Consider the following 19,290-nt stretch of genomic DNA (forward strand, 5'->3'; position numbering starts at 1 on the left):
GTCGCCGAGATGGCCACGGCCACGCGTCCCCAGGAGCAAAGCGCGTTCATGTCTGACCGCTTGTTTGCTCCAGCTTCTCGTTCCGACGCGCCTTTGCGATTCTTGGCGATCCCGCCTCATCGCAAAGCGCTCTGGAACCTGTTCAGGCCGCTTTCCTGTTCTCCAGCACGCTTGCCACGACTGGTCCAAAGGCTGCCGGCGTCGGCACGATCGCGACACCGGCCTCGCGCAGGATCTCGACCTTTTCCTGGGCCGACTCGCCGAAGGCGGAGATGATGGCGCCGGCATGGCCCATGCGCTTGCCCTTGGGCGCCGACAGGCCAGCGATATAGGCGATCAGCGGCTTGCGCATATGATGCTTGGCCCATTCGGCGGCTTCCGCTTCCTGCGGTCCGCCGATCTCGCCGATCATCACCACGGCGTCGGTATCCGGATCTTCCTCGAACAACTTCAGGATATCCTTGAAGGACGAACCGTTGATGGGATCGCCGCCGATGCCCACGCTGGTGGAAACGCCGATGCCCAGCGCCTTCATCTGCGAGGCCGCCTCGTAGCCGAGCGTGCCCGAGCGGCCGACGATGCCCACGCGACCCGGCAGATAGATATTGCCGGGCATGATGCCCATCAGTGCCTGGCCGGGCGTGATCACGCCGGCACAGTTCGGGCCGATCAGACGCATGCGGTCCTCATAGCGGAAGCGGCGCATATAGCGCTTCACCCGCATCATGTCCTGGGAGGGAATGCCGTCGGTGATGCAGACGCAGAACTTCAGGCCGGCATCGGCGGCTTCCATGATGGAATCGGCCGCAAAGGGCGGCGGCACGAACACGATCGAGGCCTCCGCGCCCGTCTCCCGCACGGCGCCCTTGACCGTGTTGAACACCGGAATGCCGTGATGGTCCTGCCCGCCCTTGCCGGGGGTGACGCCGCCGACGACATTGGTGCCATAGCGCTTCATGTCCTGGGCGTGGAAGGAGCCGATCTTGCCGGTCAAGCCCTGGACGATGACACGCGTTTTGCGGTTCAACAGAACTGCCATTTCGCTTCCCCCTCAATGCTTCTTGGATTTGGAAAAGGCCTGCATCGCCTCGACCGATTTTTCGGCCGCTTCCGCCAGGGTGTCGGCCACGATCACCTTCTCGCCGGACTCGGCGAGGATGCGCCGCCCCTCTTCGACATTGGTACCGGCGAGGCGCACCACCAAAGGCACGTTCACGCCGACCTCGCGCATCGCCTTCACCACACCCTCGGCCACCCAGTCGCAGCGGTTGATGCCGGCGAAGATGTTGACCAGGATGGTCTCGACATTCTTGTCGGCAAGCACGGCGCGGAACGCCTTGGCGACACGCTCGGGCGAGGCGCCGCCGCCAATGTCGAGGAAGTTCGCCGGCTCGCCGCCGGCGATCTTGATCATGTCCATGGTCGCCATGGCCAAGCCCGCACCATTGATGATGCAGCCGATATTGCCGTCGAGCCCGACATAGGACAGGCCGCGGTCGGAGGCGAAGGTCTCGCGCGGGTCTTCCTGCGACTTGTCGCGCAGTTCCGAAATCTCGGCGCGGCGGAACAAAGCGTTCTCGTCGAAGGACATCTTGGCATCGAGGGCGATCAGATGTCCGTCGCGGGTGACGACCAGCGGGTTGATCTCCAGCATGGAAGCGTCGTAGTCGCGGAAGACGCGATAGCAGCCGAGCAGCGTATCCACCGCCTTGCCGATCAGATTGTTCTCCAGCCCGAGGCCGAAGGCGATCTCGCGGGCTTGAAACTGCTGCATGCCCGCCCCAGGATCAACGATGGCGCGGATGATGGAGTCAGGCTGCTTTTCAGCGATTTCCTCGATCTCCATGCCGCCGGAGGCGGACGCCACGATCATCACGCGCTCGGATTTGCGATCGAGCACGATGCCCAGATAAAGCTCCTGGCGGATGTCGACGGTTTCCTCGACATAGAGGCGCGAGACGAGCTTGCCCTTCGGGCCGGTCTGGTGGGTGACCAGCTTGCGGCCGAGCATGGCCTCGGCAGCATCAGACACCTCGGTGTCGGACTTGCAGATGCGGATGCCGCCGGCCTTGCCGCGGGCGCCGGAATGGATCTGGGCCTTGACCACCCATTTGTCGCCGCCGATCTCGCTGGCGCGATAGGTCGCCTGCTCGGGGCTGTAGGCAAGACCGCCGCGCGGGATCTGCACCGAATAGCGAGAGAGCAGTTCCTTGGCCTGGTATTCATGGATATCCATGTCGGTAACCTCGTCAGTTGGGCAGGCCGGCGCGCGGCTGGGTCGACTGTTGGATGGCCTCGTGCATGACCAGGACATTGCGAGCCATGCGTTCGGACGCGGCATCGATCATCTTGCCGTCGAGCGCAGCGGCACCCTTGCCCTGCTCCTCGGCCTCCCGGAGCATCTCGATGATACGGCGGGCACGGTTCACTTCCTTTTCGGGCGGCGAGAACACCTCATTGGCGAGCGCGATTTGCGTGGGGTGGATCGCCCACTTGCCCTCGATGCCGAGTGCTGCAGCGCGCCTGGCCGCCGCGACATAGGCTTCCGGATCGGAGAAATCGCCGAACGGACCATCGATGGCGCGCAGGCCATAGGCGCGGCAGGCCACCGTCATGCGCGACAGGGCCGCATGCCACTGGTCACCGGGGTAATCCGGGTTGAGGCCACCGATCGAGACCGTTCGCGCCTTGCAGCTCGCAGCATAGTCGGCCACCCCGAAATGCAGCGCCTCGAGCCTTCCGCCATAAGCGGCGATCGCCTCGACATTGGCCATGCCGAGCGCCGTTTCGATCAAGCCCTCCAGGCCAACACGGGTCTTGAAGCCCTTGGCCGTCTCGATCTGGTTGACCATGGCCTCGACCATGTAGAGATCGGCGGGCACGCCGACCTTGGGCACCAGGATGGTGTCGAGCCGGTCGCCCGCCTGCTCCATCACGTCGACGACGTCGCGATACATGTAATGGGTATCGAGCCCGTTGATGCGTACCGAGATGGTCTTGCCGCGCGCGCGCCAGTCGATCTCGTTGAGCGCCTCGATGATATTCTTGCGCGCCCGTTCCTTATCGGGCGGTGCAACTGCGTCCTCGATATCGAGGAAGATATAGTCCGCCCCGCCATCGGCGGCCTTGCGGATCATCTCCGGATTGGAACCCGGTACCGCGAGTTCGCTGCGCTGCAGGCGCAGTTTTCGCAGGTGATGGATGGTATGGCTCATGATGGGTGTCCCTTGGGATGGCGGCGGCCCCTTTACCTTCCCCTCGATGGGGTCGACCGTTCCTCTTGGAATGGTCTGGGGTCGGCCTGAAAGGCCGGGGTGGGGTGAACGAACTCAGGTCCTGACGAGAGGAGCGACCAATTCCTGCGAAAGGGTCACCCCACCCCGAGACTGCGTGTCGACCCTCCCCATCAAGAGGAGGGTAAGGTTGGGCCTCAGGCCGCCTTGGCCAGGCTGGGCTGAGCCGACAGGCGATAATGCTCGAGGGCCGCGCCGACACCGGAACCGGGCTGGACCTTCACGCCGCAATCGCGCAATGCCATTTCGGCCGCCGAGATCGCACCGCACATCATTACGTCGTTGACCCAGCCGAGATGCCCGATCCGAAACACTTTGCCGGCAACCTTGTTGAGGCCGACGCCCAGGGAAGTCTGGTAGCCATAATGAGCCCGCCGCACGATCTCGGCACTGTCGATCCCTTCGGGCACTAGCACCGCGCTCACCGTATCGGAGTTCCATTTGGCTTCCTTGGCGCAGAGCTTCAGCCCCCAGGCCTCTACCGCCTTGCGCACGCCGGTGGCCAGTCGGTTATGACGCTCGAAGACATTGTCGAGGCCTTCCTCCTGGAGAAGATCGAGAGCGGCGCGAAGCCCGCGCAGCAGCTGCACGGCCGGCGTGTAGGGGAAATAGCCGGTGTCATTGGCACGGATCTGGTCCTCGAAAGAGAAATAGCAGCGCTTGTGCCCGGCTGCCTTGGCCGCTGCGAGCGCCTTCTGGCTGACCGACAGAAAGCCGAGGCCCGGCGGCAGCATGAAGCCCTTCTGCGAACCCGAGACGGCACAATCGACGCCCCATTCCTCCTGGCGAAAATCGATCGAACCGATCGAGGAGACGCCATCAACGAAGAGCAGGGCCGGATGCCTGGCGGCGTTAAGCGCGGCGCGCACGCCGGCGACATCGCTGGTCACACCGGTGGCGGTTTCATTGTGGGTGACGAAAACAGCCTTGATGCGGTGTTCCTTGTCCTGGAGAAGCCGCTCAGCATAGATCTCCACCGGACAGCCTGTGCCCCATTCGACATCGACCACGTCGACGTCGAGCCCGAAGCGTTCGGCCATATCCACCCACAGATGCGAGAACTGGCCGAAGCGCGACATCAACACGCGGTCACCGGGGCTCAGCGTGTTGGTAATCGCCGATTCCCAGGCACCCGTGCCTGAAGAGGGGAAAATGAAGACGCGGCCGGTCTCGTTGCGGAACACCTTCATCAGGTCGGTGAACAGGCCGCGGGTGAAGGCCGGGTAGTCCGGGGCGCGCATGTCCTCCATCGGCATGTTCATCGCCTGGCGGACGATTTCCGGGACATTGGTCGGTCCTGGAACGAAAAGCTGGGTGAAGCCGGCCATCTAAATCCTCCCGAAATGTGCGGCGGGTCCTGAGCCTGCCGATTGCTTTCGAGGGTGATGATCGGTTGAGGGGGGTCCTGCCCACAACACCTGTCGGGATAGATTCATGAGCCTGAGGGCGTTGGACGCCCCCTACACTTTCAGAGCCTCGGGCGCCCCATAGGATAGGCGGAATCCTACCCGAACCGCCCCAAAGGGGTTTTGCCAAACCAGCGAGAGGGCGCGCCTCAGTGCCCTGCGGATCCCAGATCGTCTGAATGGCCGGCCTTGAGACGGGACCATTGGGCCGTAGGGCGTCCATCGACACGTACCCTTTCAACCCCTTCGAGGCGGCGCGGCCATCCGGCCGGCGAATCCTCCCATGCCTCCTGCCGCCCGTAGACAGTCAGGTCGAGCAGCCGGTAATTGTTGTCCATCGCCTCGACGCCTCGCCGCGTCGTCCAATAGGTCTCGAAGACATCCGATCCCTGCCGCAGATAACAGCCGATATACATCAGGCCTAGCCGGCGCCCGACCAGGAGCGCATCGAGCGAGGTGCGAGGCGCCGAATACCAGGGCATTTGCCAGCCCATGAAGTCCCGGTAACGGGCGCTTTCTGCATAGGGGCCCTGGCAGAAGGTGGCATAAGTGACATCGCGCGAATGCACATAGGACAGTTCGCGGATTTGCGATGTGACCCAGGTACAGCCTTCGCATTGCTCCGGCGCGGGGTGGCCGGTATGCCACATGAAGTAATAGGCGATGAGCATGCGGCGCCCCTCGAAGGCATCCAGCAAGGTCACTGTCCCCTGGTCGCCGATGAGAGGGAGTGCGCCATCCATCTTGACCATGGGCAGCCGTCGGCGGGCAGCGGCAATGGCGTCCCCCTCCCTGGTATGGGCCTTTTCCCGGACCTGCAACGCCTCCAGCTTTGCCTGGAATATATCGCGATCGACTATTTCGGGGGCTCCGAGCCGATCTCCGGTGCTGTCGTTGATCATCGTTCTCGCCTTCGCTGATTGCGTCGATGGCGACAAGGCTAGCGCCGGATTTCGAAACGCCGCGAGTTACAAGTGTGACGGGATTTCGATACGCTCGCCTGTCCACGATCCGCACCTGATGTGTCAGCGCACCATGATCTGCTGGAATTGGATATTGAGAGACATTCGCCGCGCTGATGGCACTGCCCACCGCAAGGCGATTTCTTGGCCGCCCGTCCCATTACGGCATGATGATACCGATATTCTCGTCGCCACAGACGAGGCTACGCATCCCTGGAACGAGCCGACCAGAAGATCGACGATGAAGGCGGCGCCGGCCATTGCAAGCTCCCCAGAGCTCAGATCTCGCAGACCGCTATAATACCAACGTATAGGAGCGACAGAAACATTCAGTAAAAGAAGCTGGCATAAATTTGATGAGATGACGGAGGGAGCGCAATCCTCGAATGAGATGATTTGGCTTGGGGGCGAGCCGCACTTTCGGACTGATTTGCCGGAGGAAGCACCAAGATGGTTTCAAGGCCCGCATGACCTTATCGCCGACAGAGATTCTAATCGGGGTTCGCGTGGATGAAGGACGTTGCTTGCRAGCCCTGCAGGCTGAACGCACCTTCTATTCATATGGTGTCACCGGACGAGCATCTGCTCGAACACACACCAACATACCTCCGATCTCTATTGATCTGATCGGCGGCTGCGGCCTCAACCGCACGGCTCTGATGCGCTGCCTCGTGGGGTCGGAAACAGCCCTTGCGGCGGAAGGCTTCAAGGATGTCGAGGCCTGGGCGGCAGCTGCCGTTCGTGCCACCGATATTCTCTTGATTGCCTCGGAGCATCCACTCAGCATCACCGCGATCGGCCGAGACATCGGAGCAATATTGGAGACGGCACCTGCAGCCCGCATTCTCGTGCTCGCCGACGTCACCACCCAGGCCATGCTGATCGCTCTTCTCAAGCAGGGCGCAAAGGGTGTCGTCCCCTCCGAATCGACGATCGACAACGTCATCTTTGCCGTCCGCCTCGTCCGTCGAGGGGGATTGTTCACTCCTCTTCTGGAAGCGGGTCGAAGGAAAGCCGGTACACGTGATCCTGAGGTGCAGGAGCAATCTTGGCAGGCGCTAGTGACGCCGAGGCAACTCGAAATCATCCACGAATTGCGCAAGGGCTCGTCCAACAAGGACATCGCCCACGAGCTGCAGATGAGCGAATTCACCGTGAGAGTACACGTCCGCAACATCCTGCGCAGGCTGAAGGCGCGCAGCCGCGCCGAAGTCGTGGCGAGAACGAATGATCTCCAGTTCCCACCTGCTCGGCCCCATGCGTTCATGGAAGCGCCTGCGACCGCCGATCAAGCTCGCTAGCCGGCTCATCCCGTACTGTTCATTCGCCATTGCCCGGGATGGAAAGCCGGATGCAGCGGGTCTGCCCCAGCGATTACCCCCCGCCACACAGGCCAGAAGCGCCCATGCCCCACAAGCTCTATTCATTGCTGCGAACACTGGAGCGGCATCGCCTCTGGTTCATGATGGATCGTCTGGGTTCTGATTCCGTCACCCTGACGGTGACGATCGAGGAAAACCGCCTGGAGATCGACGTCTTCGAAGACGAGCGGGTCGAATACACCTGTTACAAATCCGATCAGAAGATCGCCGGCGGAGGCAAGAATCTCGACGCTCTGATCTCCGGCCTGGCAGCCATCGGGCGGCAATGGCCGCCTGCCTCGCGATAGAGCGAAGGACGCGGCAGCTCCCACAAGCACATTGGCGACGGGCGCACCGGGGATCGGCCTGAGACTTCTGTCCCGGACCTCCTGTATGCACCGACAAGTCATGCGTTGCATTTGTCGCCGATAACAAGGGGACTCGCCTCCTGTAACCGGTAGCAGGAACATTGGCTCAGCGCCCCTGGCTCTGTTGCGCTCCGCCTGGCCCCTGAATTCCTCGCCCAAAGCGAAACCCGACCGGGGAGGTCAATTCCCGGCCGGGCTCCAATAGCTCAGGGTCTCGCGAACCCAAGACGATATTAGGGAATCACTCGGCGTGGCACCACAAGCACGAGGTTGTATTAATTCGTAATTGGATAGATATCGCGTGTAATTATCTTTGACTATAACACAACCAGAGGTCGTTTTTTGTAGTTTAATTTCTAAGTTTTGGTTGTAATTTTAAAGATATCTTCTTAGTTTCTTGCTCGAACACTGATTAAATTGTGGCCTTTTTGTTACACAAACATCCAAAAAGGCTACATCAACTACCATATGGCTTGGATTCCTTTTGCGGTGACTCAGGAAGTGTCGCAAGCTCACTCCCGGTAACAACCTCAACGGGGGAGTCGCATGACGACCAAATCTCTGCTTCTAGGAACCATCGCCGGCATCGCTGTCATCGGCGCCGCCCAAGCCGCCGATCTGCCCATGACCAAGGGCGAGGCCGTCGAATATGTGAAGGTCTGCACAGCCTTCGGCCCGGGCTTCTTCTATATCCCCGGCACCGACACCTGCCTGAAGATCGGCGGCGAGATCCGCGCCGACTATCGTGCCTTCGGCGGCAAAAATTTCAGCCGCAACGATAATCGGTCGGCCTTCAACACCGAGGCGCGTATCTGGTTCGACGCCCGCACCCAGACCGATTGGGGTATGCTGCGTTCCTATTTCCAGATCGACGCTGACTCGCACCCCATCTCGAAGCAGGGCCGGGCAAGCGGTGGGTATAACGGCAACACCTTCACCATCGACAAAGCCTTTATCCAGTTTGGTGGCTTGACGGCCGGCTATGCCCATTCCTTCTTCGGCTTCTACGACAACGAATATGGCGATACGATCTGGGCGCCCTATTACACCGAAGTCAACACCGTCAACCTGCTTGCCTACACCGCCCAGTTCGGCGGCGGCTTCAGCGCCACACTGTCGATCGAAGATGGTCGCGACCATCGTGTAAACGGCTTTGCCACAACGAACACCTACTATGCGGCACAAGGCGGCCAGCAGGTTCCGGACGTTGTCGGCCAGTTGCGCTGGGATCAGAACTGGGGCTCTCTGGCTGTTCAGGCAGCCGGCCATCAATTCCGTTCGGCTCAGCTTTTTGATACGACCGGCGCTCCGATTGCCTCGCCAAATAAGAGCAAATATGGCTGGGCAGCCGGTGGAACGGCTTTGATCAAGCTCCCGTTCATTGACGGTGGTCATTTCATTGTTGAAGGTCAGTATGCCGACGGTGCCCTGGATTATCTCGGCGCAGGTAACACCTGGTATGCCAACAGTGATTACTTCTTGAACTCCAATGCCAATATCCGTTCTGGCAAGGGCTGGTCCGTCACCGCTGAACTTGGTGGCAATATCACGCCTGTCCTGAATGCCAATCTGGTTGGAGCGTATATTGACACCAAGTATGATGATTTGCTTACGACGGATGCATCATCTTCCCTAAAGGAATACACCCTCGCCGGTAACCTCACTTACACGATCGTCAAGGGTCTGACGGCAGCCGCCGAGGTTGCCTACACTCATGGAAAATTCGACAATTGGTCGGGAGTTTCAACCGGAACGAATACAGCTCCTGTGAAGGACTACAATGTCTGGCAGGTGGGCATTCGTTTGAAGCGCGTGTTCTAAAGCTTTATCTTCAGTCAACGATGAAGAGGGCCCGGCTTCGTCCGGGCCTTTTTTGATAGGCACCGCCGAAATCGCGACGCAGAGAAAAAACTCGCCGATCGGATCACAACCCCACGAATCCAACGTTGGCGTAACTTCAGCAGCATATAATAGCTGGCTAATTATCATGGATAAAGTTCTTGTCATCGGCAGCGAAAAGCTTCGGCCTTGGCGCGATTGCCACAAGTGCGCATGTCGCACCAGCGCCGGCCGGCACCCCGCCCGCGATCGACGAAGAACCAGGTGCAGCGAGTGCATTGGCGCAGGCGCGTGACGTCCTCACTGCGCAAGAACTCCTCGAAGCATAAGGCGACGGCATCCAGCCAGCGCTGAGGGCTGCGGGCGTCCGGCTGCCAGCGAAATTGCCGCCCCTCCTCTGAAAAAGCGCCTCGCCCCATGGCATCGCGGATCGAACGCTCCAAGTCGATCACGCTCTGGGAACCGGTATCGGTCCGACCGACAAGGCCAAGCATCGCTTCATAAGCCTGCTCCCGGAACCGATGCAGCCTGGCCAGTTCGTCATCATCGTCGAGGGACGCGTCCTGGAAAAAAGCAGCAAGTTCCGGCCTCGGCAACAGGCCTGCCCCACCAGCCCACTTCCGCACGCCATCCCAGTTGCCGATCTTGTCGCTCAGGCGGGTCTTGCCGGTGTCGGCGACGGTGTTGATGAAATCGAGCGCAGGGTGGCCGCCGACATAATCGGCCTCGCTCCACCCTTCGGCATATCGGCTCTGAGACTCAGAAATAACCATTAATTGCAGTTTAGGGGTTGCGCCCTGAAAAATCCAGCGTAACCTATAATTATATCAAAAATGGTTATTCGGAGGACACCATGCTTGAGCTCGCGAACCGTTTCAGCTTCGAAGGCAATCAGATCGCCTGGGACATGCTGGGTGATGGGCCACCGCTGGTGATGGTGCACGGCACGCCCTTTTCCTCGCAGGTCTGGCGCCGTATCGCGCCCTGGCTCGCAAGGAAGCGGCGCGTATTTTTCTATGACCTGCTCGGCTACGGCCAATCCGATATGCCTGACAAGGATGTCTCGCTCGGCATGCAGAACCGCCTTCTCGGTGCCATGCTGCGCGAGTGGGGCTTGGAACGGCCCCAGATGCTGGCGCATGATTTCGGCGGCGCCACCGCGCTGCGTGCCCATTTTATCGACGGCGTCGCCTATTCCGATCTGACCCTGATCAATCCCGTCGCGATCGCTCCGCAAGGATCTCCCTTCGTCATGCATGTCGGCCGCTATGAAGCCGCCTTTGCAGGGCTGCCGGCCTATGCCCACCACGCCCTCCTCTCGGCCTATATCGGCAACGCCGTCGCACGGCCACTCAGCGAGGAAGTGCTGTCGGTCTATCGGGACCCCTGGCTAGGCGACATCGGCCAAAGCGCCTTCTATCGCCAGATCGCGCAGATGAGCCAACGCTATATCGAGGAAGTCGAGACGCATTATCGGCGTCCGGATTTTCCCACGCGTATCCTGTGGGGAGAGGATGACGCCTGGATTCCCATCGCCCAGGGACGCAAGCTCGCTGACCGCCTGACGGGTGGCACCCTCATCCCCGTGCCCCGGGCCGGCCATCTCGTTCAGGAGGACGCGCCGGAGGCCATCATCGCTGCGGTCCTGGACGATCGCCCTTGAGCAAAGTTGGCGCCCCCTGGCCGAAGCGAGGACTTGAAGGAGGGCGGAAACTGTAACGCATGGCTGGATGTCTGGAGGCGACGGAATCAGCCTGTCCCGGAACATCCAGCATCGATATCCTTCTCTGCAGCTCCCTCTCTGCATTTTCCGAGAGCCAAGCCGACGCTTCTGCAGCCATACACGCTCGGGCTGCCAAGCTCGCCTGCACATTGCGACCATCGGCGATCGACCAGCCGGGCCCTTTCAGCGGGGCGTACCTTACTCGACAGAGGGTCCTGGACGCCTCCCTTCCAACCTCCGGTCCGAGATTGGCATTGCAGCTATGGGCCTGCCCTGCCCCGCCCACTCCCTCGCGTCTCAGAAAAGAGAGTTCGCGAGCGAACCTTGTCGCCTGCAGTCGATCGATGGTCGTGCTTGCTGCAGATCGTGGAATCATAGTTCCCGCGGTCGAAAGCCCCTCGGCAAAACGACTTTGGCTGAGGCAAGCACAAGGCGCCCACTCATTTCGAGATATTTGCCTCGGAGAGGATAGAATCCCTAGGAGTCAGACTTCGATTCCCGTCAATAGGTAGTGGCGCAAATCTTTTATTTTTCTTCCCCGGCCCAGCCCTCGTTTTGACAGCCGTGCAAACCGCGAAAAACAAGCGATAATACAAAAAGTTAGAATCAAAACGGGCGATGCCGAAAGTGATTCGAGACACTATTTCGGCGTTAACCTTTCATTAACCTAAAATTCATTGCCGCTACGCGAGAATCGGGCATAATTCCCGCTTGAAATGTTGTTTCACGCGAAAAAGCGTTATTCCGAGAATCGTAGTCGATGAACATGTCGATTTCTAACCAGGACCTGGAGGCGTTCAGCTTTCACGAGACCATTCTCCAGCAGGGGGAATTGATCTCGGACAAGCTCAACATGCTTCGGGTCGAACACTATCCGCCAAATGCGATGAAGAGCCTGCGCTCCTTCTCGCTGGCGGAGGTCGCCTATTTCCTCGGCGTTACCCAATCCAACGTCAAGAAGCTGCATCTGGAAGGCAAGGGCCCGATCCCGACCACTTCCAGCTCCGGCCGGCGCAGCTATACGGCCGAGCAGATGCTGGAATTGCGGCAATATCTCGACCGGCATGGCCGTGCGGACTTCAAGAAGTATGTTCCCCATCGCCGGGCCGGCGAAAAGCTTCAGATCATCTCCGTGGTGAACTTCAAGGGTGGCAGCGGCAAGACCACCACAGCCGCCCACCTCGCCCAGCATCTGGCTCTCACCGGGCACCGGGTGCTGGCCATCGACCTCGATCCGCAGGCATCGCTTTCGGCCCTGCATGGCATTCAGCCCGAGCTCGACAAGAACCTCTCGCTCTATGAGGCTCTTCGTTACGATGACCAGAGGAAGCCGATCACGCAGGTGATCCGACCGACCAATTTCCCCGGCCTCGACATCGTGCCGGCCAATCTGGAGCTGCAGGAGTACGAGTACGACACGCCGCTTGCCGCCTCAAACCGTGCTTCACCGGACGGGCGCCTGTTCTTCACGCGCATCACCAACGCGCTGAAGGAGGTGGAGGACCGCTACGACGTCGTCGTGATCGATTGTCCGCCACAGCTCGGTTATCTCACCTTGACGGCGCTGACGGCATCGACCTCGGTGCTGATCACCATTCACCCCCAGATGCTCGACGTCATGTCGATGAGCCAGTTCCTGTTGATGCTGGGCGGCGTGCTGCGCTCGATCAGCAAGGCGGGGGCGGAAGTGCGCCTGCAATGGTTCCGGTATTTGGTTACGCGTTTCGAACCCATAGACGGGCCGCAGACCCAGATGGTCGGCTTCATGCAGGCCCTGTTTCCCCTGCAGATGCTGAAAAGTCCGATGCTGAAATCCACGGCGATTTCGGATGCCGGCATCACCAATCAGACCTTGTACGAGGTCGACCGCTCCCAATTCATCCGATCGACCTATGACCGTGCGATCGAGGCTCTCAATGCCGTGAATGAGGAGATCACCACTCTGGTCCACAAGGCATGGGGTCGGCGATGAACCTGATTTTTGACAGCCGTGCAGATCGGCAAAAAAACGCATATTTTCAACATGTTGAACGAAAGCAGGGGAGGGCGCGTTGGCACGCAAGAATCTTCTAGCGAGCATTACCGGCCCCGCTGCGGATCGTACAGCGCATGAAACGCGTTCCGACTACGCTACACGCGGCGCATCGCGCTCCATGATGCTGTCGATCGAGGAACTGGCCGAGAGCGCCAAGCGCCTCACCGCCGGCGAAACCATCGTGGCGCTCGATCCCCATCTTCTCGACGCCTCCTTCGTCTCCGATCGCATCGAGGATGATGAAGAGGAGTTCGCCCTGTTCCGCCAGGGAATCGAAAAGGAGGGGCAGCTTCAGCCCATCCTTGTCCGCCCCCACCCGGACAGCGACGGGCGCTATATGATCGTCTTTGGCCATCGGCGGGCGCGCGCAGCGCGGGAACTCGGCATCAGCGTGCGTGCTGTGGTCAAGAATGTCGAGGAAATCGCCCATATCATCGCGCAGGGCCAGGAAAACACCCGCAGAGCCGATTTGTCCTTCATCGAGAAGGCGTTGTTCGCCGCCAGGCTGCTGGCCATGGGGCAAAGCAAGGACACGGTCAAATCGGCCCTTACCGTCGACGATACGCTGCTGTCGCGCATGCTATCCGTGGCCGAAATCGTGCCTTCGTCAGTTATCGAAGCAATCGGGGCCGCCAAGACGATCGGCCGCGATCGCTGGGAAGATCTCAAGAAGCTCCTTCTTCGGCCTGGTGCCACCAGCCAAGCCGAAGAGCTTCTCGCTTCCGAGGACTTTCGCCATCTCGATACGCCTGCCCGTTTCAACCGGCTGCTGACGCATCTTCAGCATGCACGCAAGCCAGCCCGATCAGCACCGACACCACAATCGGTCGGCAATTGGTCCCCGCAGGACAAACGCGTGGCAGCCAGCTACCGAAACACCGGCAAGGCTTTCAGCCTATCGCTCAAATCGAAGGATGCGGGCGAGTTCGGCCACTACCTTTCGTCGAACCTGGAGGCGCTTTACGAAGCCTTCAGGGAAGCGAAACAACGCAACCAAGCAGGAGATTAACCCCGCAAAAGAAAAAAGCCCCCGAGCGTCGCCGCGCGGAAGCCTTTTCTGTCGTAAGCAAACAGAGAATCTCATTTCCGCGAATCACTGTCAAGCGTTTCAGGCGTCGTACTTCGACGAGCGGATTTCTTTTGCCTGGATAAGGTGAAAGAGAGTGCAGATTCATCGTGCAACGTCGCCCTTTGGGCGGCGAACGCTGTCGCTTGCCCAGATTGCAAGCCAGTCGATCGCCAAGACGCGACCTACAACGCGCGCATTTCCGAAGTGGGAAATCTACCAGGCACTGTGCACGGCACGGGCGCGTCTCGGTATCTCCGAGCGCGCACTGGCCGTGCTCAATGCGCTGCTGACCTTCCATCCCGAAACCACGCTCTCGGGTGAGGCCATCATCGTCTTTCCTTCCAACGAACAGCTCAGCCGCCGTGCGCACGGCATGCCAGCCTCGACGCTGAGGCGCCATCTCGCCATCCTCGTCGAAGCCGGCCTGATCATCCGGCGCGACAGCCCCAACGGCAAACGCTATGCCCGCCGAGGCCGCGGTGGCAGCATCGAACTCGCCTATGGCTTCGACCTCGCCCCGCTGCTCGCCCGCGCCGACGAGTTCATTCGGCTCGCCACACAGGTGGAGGACGCCGCCCGATCCCTCAAACTCGCACGCGAACGCATTACCATCTGCCGGCGCGACATCTCCAAGATGATTGCCGTTGCACAGCGCGAACTCATGGCGGAGAACCCAGCGGAGGAGCAGAGCCAAATCTGGCTCGACCTGCACGCCCTCTATCGCGATCTCATCGAAGGCATGCCGCGGCGCGCCACGCTCGAACAGCTCGAAATGCTGGCAGACCAGCTCTCCACGCTCGCCGACGACATCCTCAACCGATTGGAATTACAGATCAAAACTGCACAAGTGAGCACCATTGAGTCCAGCAATGAGCGCCACATACAGAAATCAAATCCAGAATCCCTTCTTGATTCTGAACCGGTAACCCCAACTAGGCTCGATGCGGAACCGACACCTGCAAGCCGCACCGCAGCGCTCGGTAGCAGCTACACGCTCGGTACTGTCCTGCAAGCCTGTCCCGGCATCCTCGATTATACCCGCAACGGTATCGCCAATTGGCGTGATTTCCTCAGCGCCACAACCTTGGCCCGCTCCATCCTGCGTATCAGTCCGAGCGCCTGGGAGGAGGCGCAAACCGTGATGGGCGAGGCACAGGCCGCCGTCATCATCGCCTGCATTGTGCAGAGAGCCGCCAACATCAACTCAGCCGGCGGCTATTTGCGCAGCCTCACTCGCAAGGCCGAAGCCGGACAATTATCGCTCGGGCCCATCCTGATGGCGCAAATCCACACACGTGAACCACAAAAGCCAAGGGCCTAGATGGGTGCCAAAATCTCAACGGGACTGACGATGTCCACTCCAAAAAAAAACGGCAGGAAAACCGGCCGTTGCTTGGATAGGCATCCAAGAAGTTTCTCTTGGGAGGAAACCCCGGGAACCCATCGACCCACCGGGGAAGATTGGGGACGCGTTCCCGACTATTCGGATATGGAGAAGGGCAACTCTCGGTTCAAGGCCGGATGGTGTTAAATATCGGCAAGGTTGGAATCGACGCCCCTTGAGTGACGAAGGCTGAAAATTACGCTTCCCGATGTGGCGGAAGCTAGAGCTGTGTTAGGTTCCGTTATTTGATTTTTCATTAGGGTTATCAGGACTTTGAAAATAGCTGGTATAGAGCTCGACAAGTTGCCCTGGAGCGAAATCGCGGTCCCGCTCGCGATCGCCGAGGACAGGCTCGCACGGCTTGATGAAAGGTTACGCACCAGCTCCATCCGGGAAGGCTGGATCGCGCGCACCCACTTCTATGACGCGGCCGGCAGCCTGTGGCTCGATGGCGAACTGGTTCATCTCGAGGACCTCGTACTGCATGACGCCGCGATGGACGCTCGCACGCCGACCCATGAGCTGACGCGTGCCCACACCGTGTTACGGGCCCGACGACGCATTGCTTCCGCACCTGCCGATTGGGCTCTCACGCAGGAAGGGCTGGCGGGTCTTTTAGGCAGGGAGTTGCCCACCCAAAGCGGATCGGCCCCCACTTCTTGGGAACCCGGCGACCAAAAGCATCGGGAAAGGGACCCTGCGTTCGTCGAGCCCGATGAATCGGCAGCAGACCAGGCCTGGGCCGCCGAGCTCGCCGCAATCGATGCCATCGTCTCTCGATCAGCGGCAGTGCTGGCCGGAGAGGCCGCATCGCCCTCCAATCGCAAACCAGACATCGATGATGCCGACTGGAACGAGGAAGCCCGCCTCGAGGAATGGCGCGACGATATCCAGCGCCTGGACAATCTGCCGCCGGTACTGGCCGCGGCGGCGGCGATCATCGCCTGGGAGAACATCGAACCCTTGCAGTCCGCGGCTTGGCTGGGGCGCGTGTTGGCGGCTGCGATCCTCCGGGCCCGGGACAAGGCTCGCGCCCATCTGCCCTGCCTGTGCGTGGGATTGCGCGCTTTACCGCGCGAGACCCGATTTGCTCGTGGCACCGGGCCGCGCCTCCTGACATTCATTGAAGCCATTGCGGCCGCCGCTGAACAAGGACTGAAGGATCACGACCGCTGGATCCTGGCTCGGCACCAGCTCGAACGCCATTTGGCCGGCCGCCGCTCCACCTCGAAATTGCCGGCCTTGATCGAGCTGATGCTGACAACCCCGCTCGCCTCGGCACAGCTCATTGCCAAGCGGCTCGATATCACGCCACGAGCGGCCCAGGATCTCATCGCGGAACTGGGCGTGCGAGAGATCACCGGACGAGGGCGCTATCGGGCCTGGGCGATCATCTAGGCGTGGTCAGCAGCCATTTATCGGCTGCAACCGCAAAGTGCCTGAGTTCCCTAAAACGATCGAGACCGAGGAGTACCCAGCTCTTGCAGGCGTTTGACGGCATCTTCAGAAAGAGGGCGCGAGCGACGGGTACTGTTATCGATGAGCACCACGACACTTTGTCCCTGAGCGACACAGACCCCATTCTGGAACACCGCCTGATCGAGCGTGATCGAACTGCGGCCGATAGTGCTGACCTTCGTTCCGATTTCCACCGTACCGGGCCACAGCACCTCGGCCCGGAAGTCGATGACGACACGGGCCAGCACGAAGGAGCTTTCGGCGTCCGCCACGGGGGAGGCAAGATCATGAAGAAGCTCGACCCGGCCTGTTTCCAGGAAGGTGGCAAAGACCGCATTGTTCACATGGGCCTGCCGGTCCGTATCACCATAGCGCAGCTTGTCTGTGGTCATGAAGTCGTAGTCCGCCGGAACTGGCAGGTCAGGCATTGGGCAACTCCGGATTGGCCTTGTGGTGAGGAGCCTGGCGCGCGAGGCCGTCGAAGAGGTCGAGCAGGCGCTCGCGCCAGGCGTAGATCGTATCGTCAGCCGCCAGGAACTCGATAGCACTGGTGCAGCGGGCCCACATGAACATGCCGAAGACGCAATAGTCGGCATAATTGGGCTGCTTGCCCCCGAGATAGGCCTGTCCGCCTAGTAAATGGCGCAGGGGCGTGAGCGTGTGACGCAGCCGTTCGAGATGGACCTGCTGGTCCTGGACGACCTGCTCCAAGGTCTTTCCGAACCGCTGTTCCCGGGTCGCGCGGAAATAATCCCGGTCTTTCTGGTCGAGGACATTGTAGATGTCGAGCAGGATCAGGCGGGAGACAGCGGGCAGCAAGGCCGTATCGGCCCAGCTATTGACGAAACGCGTCACGGTAGCTGCTTGCGGCGCGCCGAAGAGGGCAGGGCTGTTGGCAAAGCGCTCTTCGAGGTGAAGTGCGATACGCCAGGAATCGGAGACGACATGGGCGCCGTCGATGAGGACGGGCACCAGCCCCTGACCAGAAAAGGCAATGGCCTCCTTGTCGGTGAAACGCCATGGCCGCCGGTCGGCCTGAAGACCCTTATGGGCCAGGGCCATGCGGATCTTCCAGCAATGCGGGCTGAAGCGAAGCTGCGGGTCGGATCCGGCGAGTTCGTAGAGAATGAGTCTTGGCTCGTTGGCAGGTCTTGGCTCGTTCATGCCATCTCCCATGCACAAGATTGCATCCAGTCGTTTCGGGACGAGCCGGACAGGCGTCGGCGGAGAATCAGGATCGATTACACCCAGAGATAAGCGCGTTCATGATTGAACGCTCGTCTGCTCCAACGTCGCATTTAGACGCGTCTTTGCGATTCTAGGTGATTCCGTCAAATCGCAAAACGCTTCAGTCGGCTATAACATGGGACGGCCCTGAATCGGTTCCGCGCATGCCCGGAATATGATCGACCGTGATGACCTCGCGGCAATGGGCTTCGAAGGCGTCGACGATGCGCGGACGTCGCATGTCCTTGAGGCAGGCCAGCCCCATCACCATCGGGGCCGTATTGCCTTCAAGTTCGATATAGGCGAGGGGGCGGCCATTTTCCGCCATCATATTCACCGGCCGCACCGTCAGCATGGAAAAGCCGAGGCCCGCACCGACATAGGACCGCAGGGTCGAGGGGCTGGCCGTCTCGGCAACGATCCGCGGGGTGATGCTGCGCTGCTCGAACATCGACAGGAAATATTGGCGGCTGAGGGGAAGGTCGAGCAGGATGAAGGGTTCGTCCGCCAGTTCCTCCAGCCTCACGCTCGAGCGTGAGGCAAAACGGTGGTCGGCTGCCAGCAGCACATAGGAGGGCATCTCCGCCAAAGGCTGGAAGCTCATATCCGGCGTCAGGTTGAGCTGATAGGTCAGCGCGATGTCAATCCGGGCCGAGCGCAGGCCCTCCAGCAACTCGGCCTCACTTCCCTCCGTCACCACCATTTGCGCGTCAGGATATTTCGACACAAAGCCGCTCCAGAGCTCGGGCATGATCAGGGAGGAGAAGGTGCGGAACGAGCCGACATTGATGGGCCCCGACACGATCGAGCCGGCGGCATTGGCAACATCGTAGAGTTCATAGGCGGCGCGCAAGGACTCTTTGGCAGCCCTGAGCAGGCGTTTGCCCGGCGTGGTCAGCGACAGGCCCTGGGCATGCTGGCGCACGAAGATCTGCACGCCCAATTCGGTCTCCAGATGCGAGATCGCCGCCGATACCGAGGGCTGGGAGATGTTCACCAGCTCTGCCGCCCGGGTGACGCTGCCGGTCTCGCCGGCGGCGACGAAATAGCTCAACTGTCGCAAGGTAAAACGCATGGGTTGCTCCTCACGCGGCCTGCAATGGCATGGGCGCCAGTTCTGCAGGTCCTGGATCGCGATTATACTGCCTGACAAAATTCCCTGTTC

The 19,290-nt window shown here is 60.5% G+C and carries 17 protein-coding genes; 8 read left to right on the top strand and 9 right to left on the bottom strand.

All coding sequences use genetic code 11. The features are described from left to right. Positions 1-142: 142 nt before the first annotated feature. The 5 genes from sucD to AB4037_RS11330 all read right to left on the bottom strand — a co-directional run bounded on the left by sucD (position 143) and on the right by AB4037_RS11330 (position 5,601). Entirely contained in the window at positions 143-1,039 is an 897-nt protein-coding gene (gene sucD, locus AB4037_RS11310) for a succinate--CoA ligase subunit alpha (RefSeq protein ID WP_434959935.1), read from the bottom strand. Positions 1,040-1,051: 12 nt separating this feature from the next. After that, complete coding sequence (locus tag AB4037_RS11315; protein ID WP_434959936.1) at positions 1,052-2,236, bottom strand: malate--CoA ligase subunit beta; 1,185 nt, start codon at positions 2,234-2,236, stop codon at positions 1,052-1,054. 13 nt (positions 2,237-2,249) lie between these two features. After that, complete coding sequence (locus tag AB4037_RS11320; RefSeq protein ID WP_441771583.1) at positions 2,250-3,215, bottom strand: HpcH/HpaI aldolase/citrate lyase family protein; 966 nt, start codon at positions 3,213-3,215, stop codon at positions 2,250-2,252. 215 nt (positions 3,216-3,430) lie between these two features. Beyond that, positions 3,431-4,621 (bottom strand): aminotransferase class V-fold PLP-dependent enzyme, encoded by a 1,191-nt coding sequence (locus tag AB4037_RS11325; RefSeq protein WP_441771584.1) that lies wholly within the window; start codon positions 4,619-4,621, stop codon positions 3,431-3,433. 227 nt (positions 4,622-4,848) lie between these two features. Beyond that, the gene (locus AB4037_RS11330; RefSeq protein ID WP_434959939.1) at positions 4,849-5,601 is read right to left on the bottom strand and encodes a DUF899 family protein; all 753 of its coding nucleotides are present in this window, start codon (positions 5,599-5,601) and stop codon (positions 4,849-4,851) included. Between the two features lie 584 nt (positions 5,602-6,185). Between AB4037_RS11330 and AB4037_RS11335 the strand changes: the two genes are divergently transcribed. From AB4037_RS11335 to AB4037_RS11345, 3 genes are all read left to right on the top strand, one after another. Further along, positions 6,186-6,962, top strand: coding sequence for a LuxR C-terminal-related transcriptional regulator (locus tag AB4037_RS11335; protein ID WP_441771585.1), 777 nt, complete (start codon positions 6,186-6,188; stop codon positions 6,960-6,962). A gap of 104 nt (positions 6,963-7,066) precedes the next feature. Then, positions 7,067-7,330 (top strand): hypothetical protein, encoded by a 264-nt coding sequence (locus AB4037_RS11340; RefSeq protein ID WP_434959941.1) that lies wholly within the window; start codon positions 7,067-7,069, stop codon positions 7,328-7,330. Positions 7,331-7,936: 606 nt separating this feature from the next. After that, complete coding sequence (locus AB4037_RS11345; protein ID WP_441771586.1) at positions 7,937-9,211, top strand: porin; 1,275 nt, start codon at positions 7,937-7,939, stop codon at positions 9,209-9,211. A 182-nt stretch (positions 9,212-9,393) separates the two neighbouring features. On the opposite strand, the gene AB4037_RS11350 is transcribed toward AB4037_RS11345, so the two are convergent. Continuing rightward, on the bottom strand, positions 9,394-10,002 hold the full coding sequence (locus AB4037_RS11350) for a CGNR zinc finger domain-containing protein (protein ID WP_441771587.1): 609 nt from the start codon (positions 10,000-10,002) through the stop codon (positions 9,394-9,396). Positions 10,003-10,082: 80 nt separating this feature from the next. Between AB4037_RS11350 and AB4037_RS11355 the strand changes: the two genes are divergently transcribed. From AB4037_RS11355 to AB4037_RS11375, 5 genes are all read left to right on the top strand, one after another. Further along, positions 10,083-10,892 carry an alpha/beta fold hydrolase gene (locus AB4037_RS11355; protein WP_434959944.1) on the top strand — a complete coding sequence of 270 codons (810 nt, stop codon included), beginning with the start codon at positions 10,083-10,085 and terminating at the stop codon, positions 10,890-10,892. An 820-nt stretch (positions 10,893-11,712) separates the two neighbouring features. Then, positions 11,713-12,924, top strand: coding sequence for a plasmid partitioning protein RepA (gene repA / locus AB4037_RS11360; protein ID WP_434959945.1), 1,212 nt, complete (start codon positions 11,713-11,715; stop codon positions 12,922-12,924). Positions 12,925-13,003: 79 nt separating this feature from the next. Further along, positions 13,004-13,996 carry a plasmid partitioning protein RepB gene (gene repB, locus AB4037_RS11365; RefSeq protein WP_434959946.1) on the top strand — a complete coding sequence of 331 codons (993 nt, stop codon included), beginning with the start codon at positions 13,004-13,006 and terminating at the stop codon, positions 13,994-13,996. A gap of 154 nt (positions 13,997-14,150) precedes the next feature. After that, positions 14,151-15,377, top strand: coding sequence for a plasmid replication protein RepC (gene repC, locus AB4037_RS11370; protein ID WP_441771588.1), 1,227 nt, complete (start codon positions 14,151-14,153; stop codon positions 15,375-15,377). 366 nt (positions 15,378-15,743) lie between these two features. Continuing rightward, positions 15,744-16,838 carry an RHE_PE00001 family protein gene (locus AB4037_RS11375; RefSeq protein WP_434959948.1) on the top strand — a complete coding sequence of 365 codons (1,095 nt, stop codon included), beginning with the start codon at positions 15,744-15,746 and terminating at the stop codon, positions 16,836-16,838. 50 nt (positions 16,839-16,888) lie between these two features. On the opposite strand, the gene AB4037_RS11380 is transcribed toward AB4037_RS11375, so the two are convergent. The 3 genes from AB4037_RS11380 to AB4037_RS11390 all read right to left on the bottom strand — a co-directional run bounded on the left by AB4037_RS11380 (position 16,889) and on the right by AB4037_RS11390 (position 19,200). Then, positions 16,889-17,326 carry an acyl-CoA thioesterase gene (locus tag AB4037_RS11380; protein ID WP_434959949.1) on the bottom strand — a complete coding sequence of 146 codons (438 nt, stop codon included), beginning with the start codon at positions 17,324-17,326 and terminating at the stop codon, positions 16,889-16,891. Continuing rightward, the gene (locus tag AB4037_RS11385; RefSeq protein WP_434959950.1) at positions 17,319-18,062 is read right to left on the bottom strand and encodes a glutathione S-transferase family protein; all 744 of its coding nucleotides are present in this window, start codon (positions 18,060-18,062) and stop codon (positions 17,319-17,321) included. Before AB4037_RS11385 ends, AB4037_RS11380 begins: the two co-directional genes overlap by 8 nt. Positions 18,063-18,246: 184 nt before the next feature. Beyond that, on the bottom strand, positions 18,247-19,200 hold the full coding sequence (locus tag AB4037_RS11390; RefSeq protein WP_434959951.1) for a LysR family transcriptional regulator: 954 nt from the start codon (positions 19,198-19,200) through the stop codon (positions 18,247-18,249). Positions 19,201-19,290: the final 90 nt, after the last annotated feature.

Origin of the sequence: Labrys sp. KB_33_2, assembly GCF_052114505.1 — a bacterium.
In the GTDB taxonomy this organism is placed as follows: Bacteria; Pseudomonadota; Alphaproteobacteria; order Rhizobiales; family Labraceae; genus Labrys.

What these genes read in the sequence shown, in the direction of transcription:
- sucD (WP_434959935.1), bottom strand. Translation starts at nt 1,039, where the DNA reads ATGGCAGTTCTGTTGAACCGCAAAACGCGTGTCATCGTCCAGGGCTTG.
- AB4037_RS11315 (WP_434959936.1), bottom strand. Translation starts at nt 2,236, where the DNA reads ATGGATATCCATGAATACCAGGCCAAGGAACTGCTCTCTCGCTATTCG.
- AB4037_RS11320 (WP_441771583.1), bottom strand. Translation starts at nt 3,215, where the DNA reads ATGAGCCATACCATCCATCACCTGCGAAAACTGCGCCTGCAGCGCAGC.
- AB4037_RS11325 (WP_441771584.1), bottom strand. Translation starts at nt 4,621, where the DNA reads ATGGCCGGCTTCACCCAGCTTTTCGTTCCAGGACCGACCAATGTCCCG.
- AB4037_RS11330 (WP_434959939.1), bottom strand. Translation starts at nt 5,601, where the DNA reads ATGATCAACGACAGCACCGGAGATCGGCTCGGAGCCCCCGAAATAGTC.
- AB4037_RS11340 (WP_434959941.1), top strand. Translation starts at nt 7,067, where the DNA reads ATGCCCCACAAGCTCTATTCATTGCTGCGAACACTGGAGCGGCATCGC.
- AB4037_RS11345 (WP_441771586.1), top strand. Translation starts at nt 7,937, where the DNA reads ATGACGACCAAATCTCTGCTTCTAGGAACCATCGCCGGCATCGCTGTC.
- AB4037_RS11350 (WP_441771587.1), bottom strand. Translation starts at nt 10,002, where the DNA reads ATGGTTATTTCTGAGTCTCAGAGCCGATATGCCGAAGGGTGGAGCGAG.
- AB4037_RS11355 (WP_434959944.1), top strand. Translation starts at nt 10,083, where the DNA reads ATGCTTGAGCTCGCGAACCGTTTCAGCTTCGAAGGCAATCAGATCGCC.
- repA (WP_434959945.1), top strand. Translation starts at nt 11,713, where the DNA reads ATGAACATGTCGATTTCTAACCAGGACCTGGAGGCGTTCAGCTTTCAC.
- AB4037_RS11380 (WP_434959949.1), bottom strand. Translation starts at nt 17,326, where the DNA reads ATGCCTGACCTGCCAGTTCCGGCGGACTACGACTTCATGACCACAGAC.
- AB4037_RS11385 (WP_434959950.1), bottom strand. Translation starts at nt 18,062, where the DNA reads ATGAACGAGCCAAGACCTGCCAACGAGCCAAGACTCATTCTCTACGAA.
- AB4037_RS11390 (WP_434959951.1), bottom strand. Translation starts at nt 19,200, where the DNA reads ATGCGTTTTACCTTGCGACAGTTGAGCTATTTCGTCGCCGCCGGCGAG.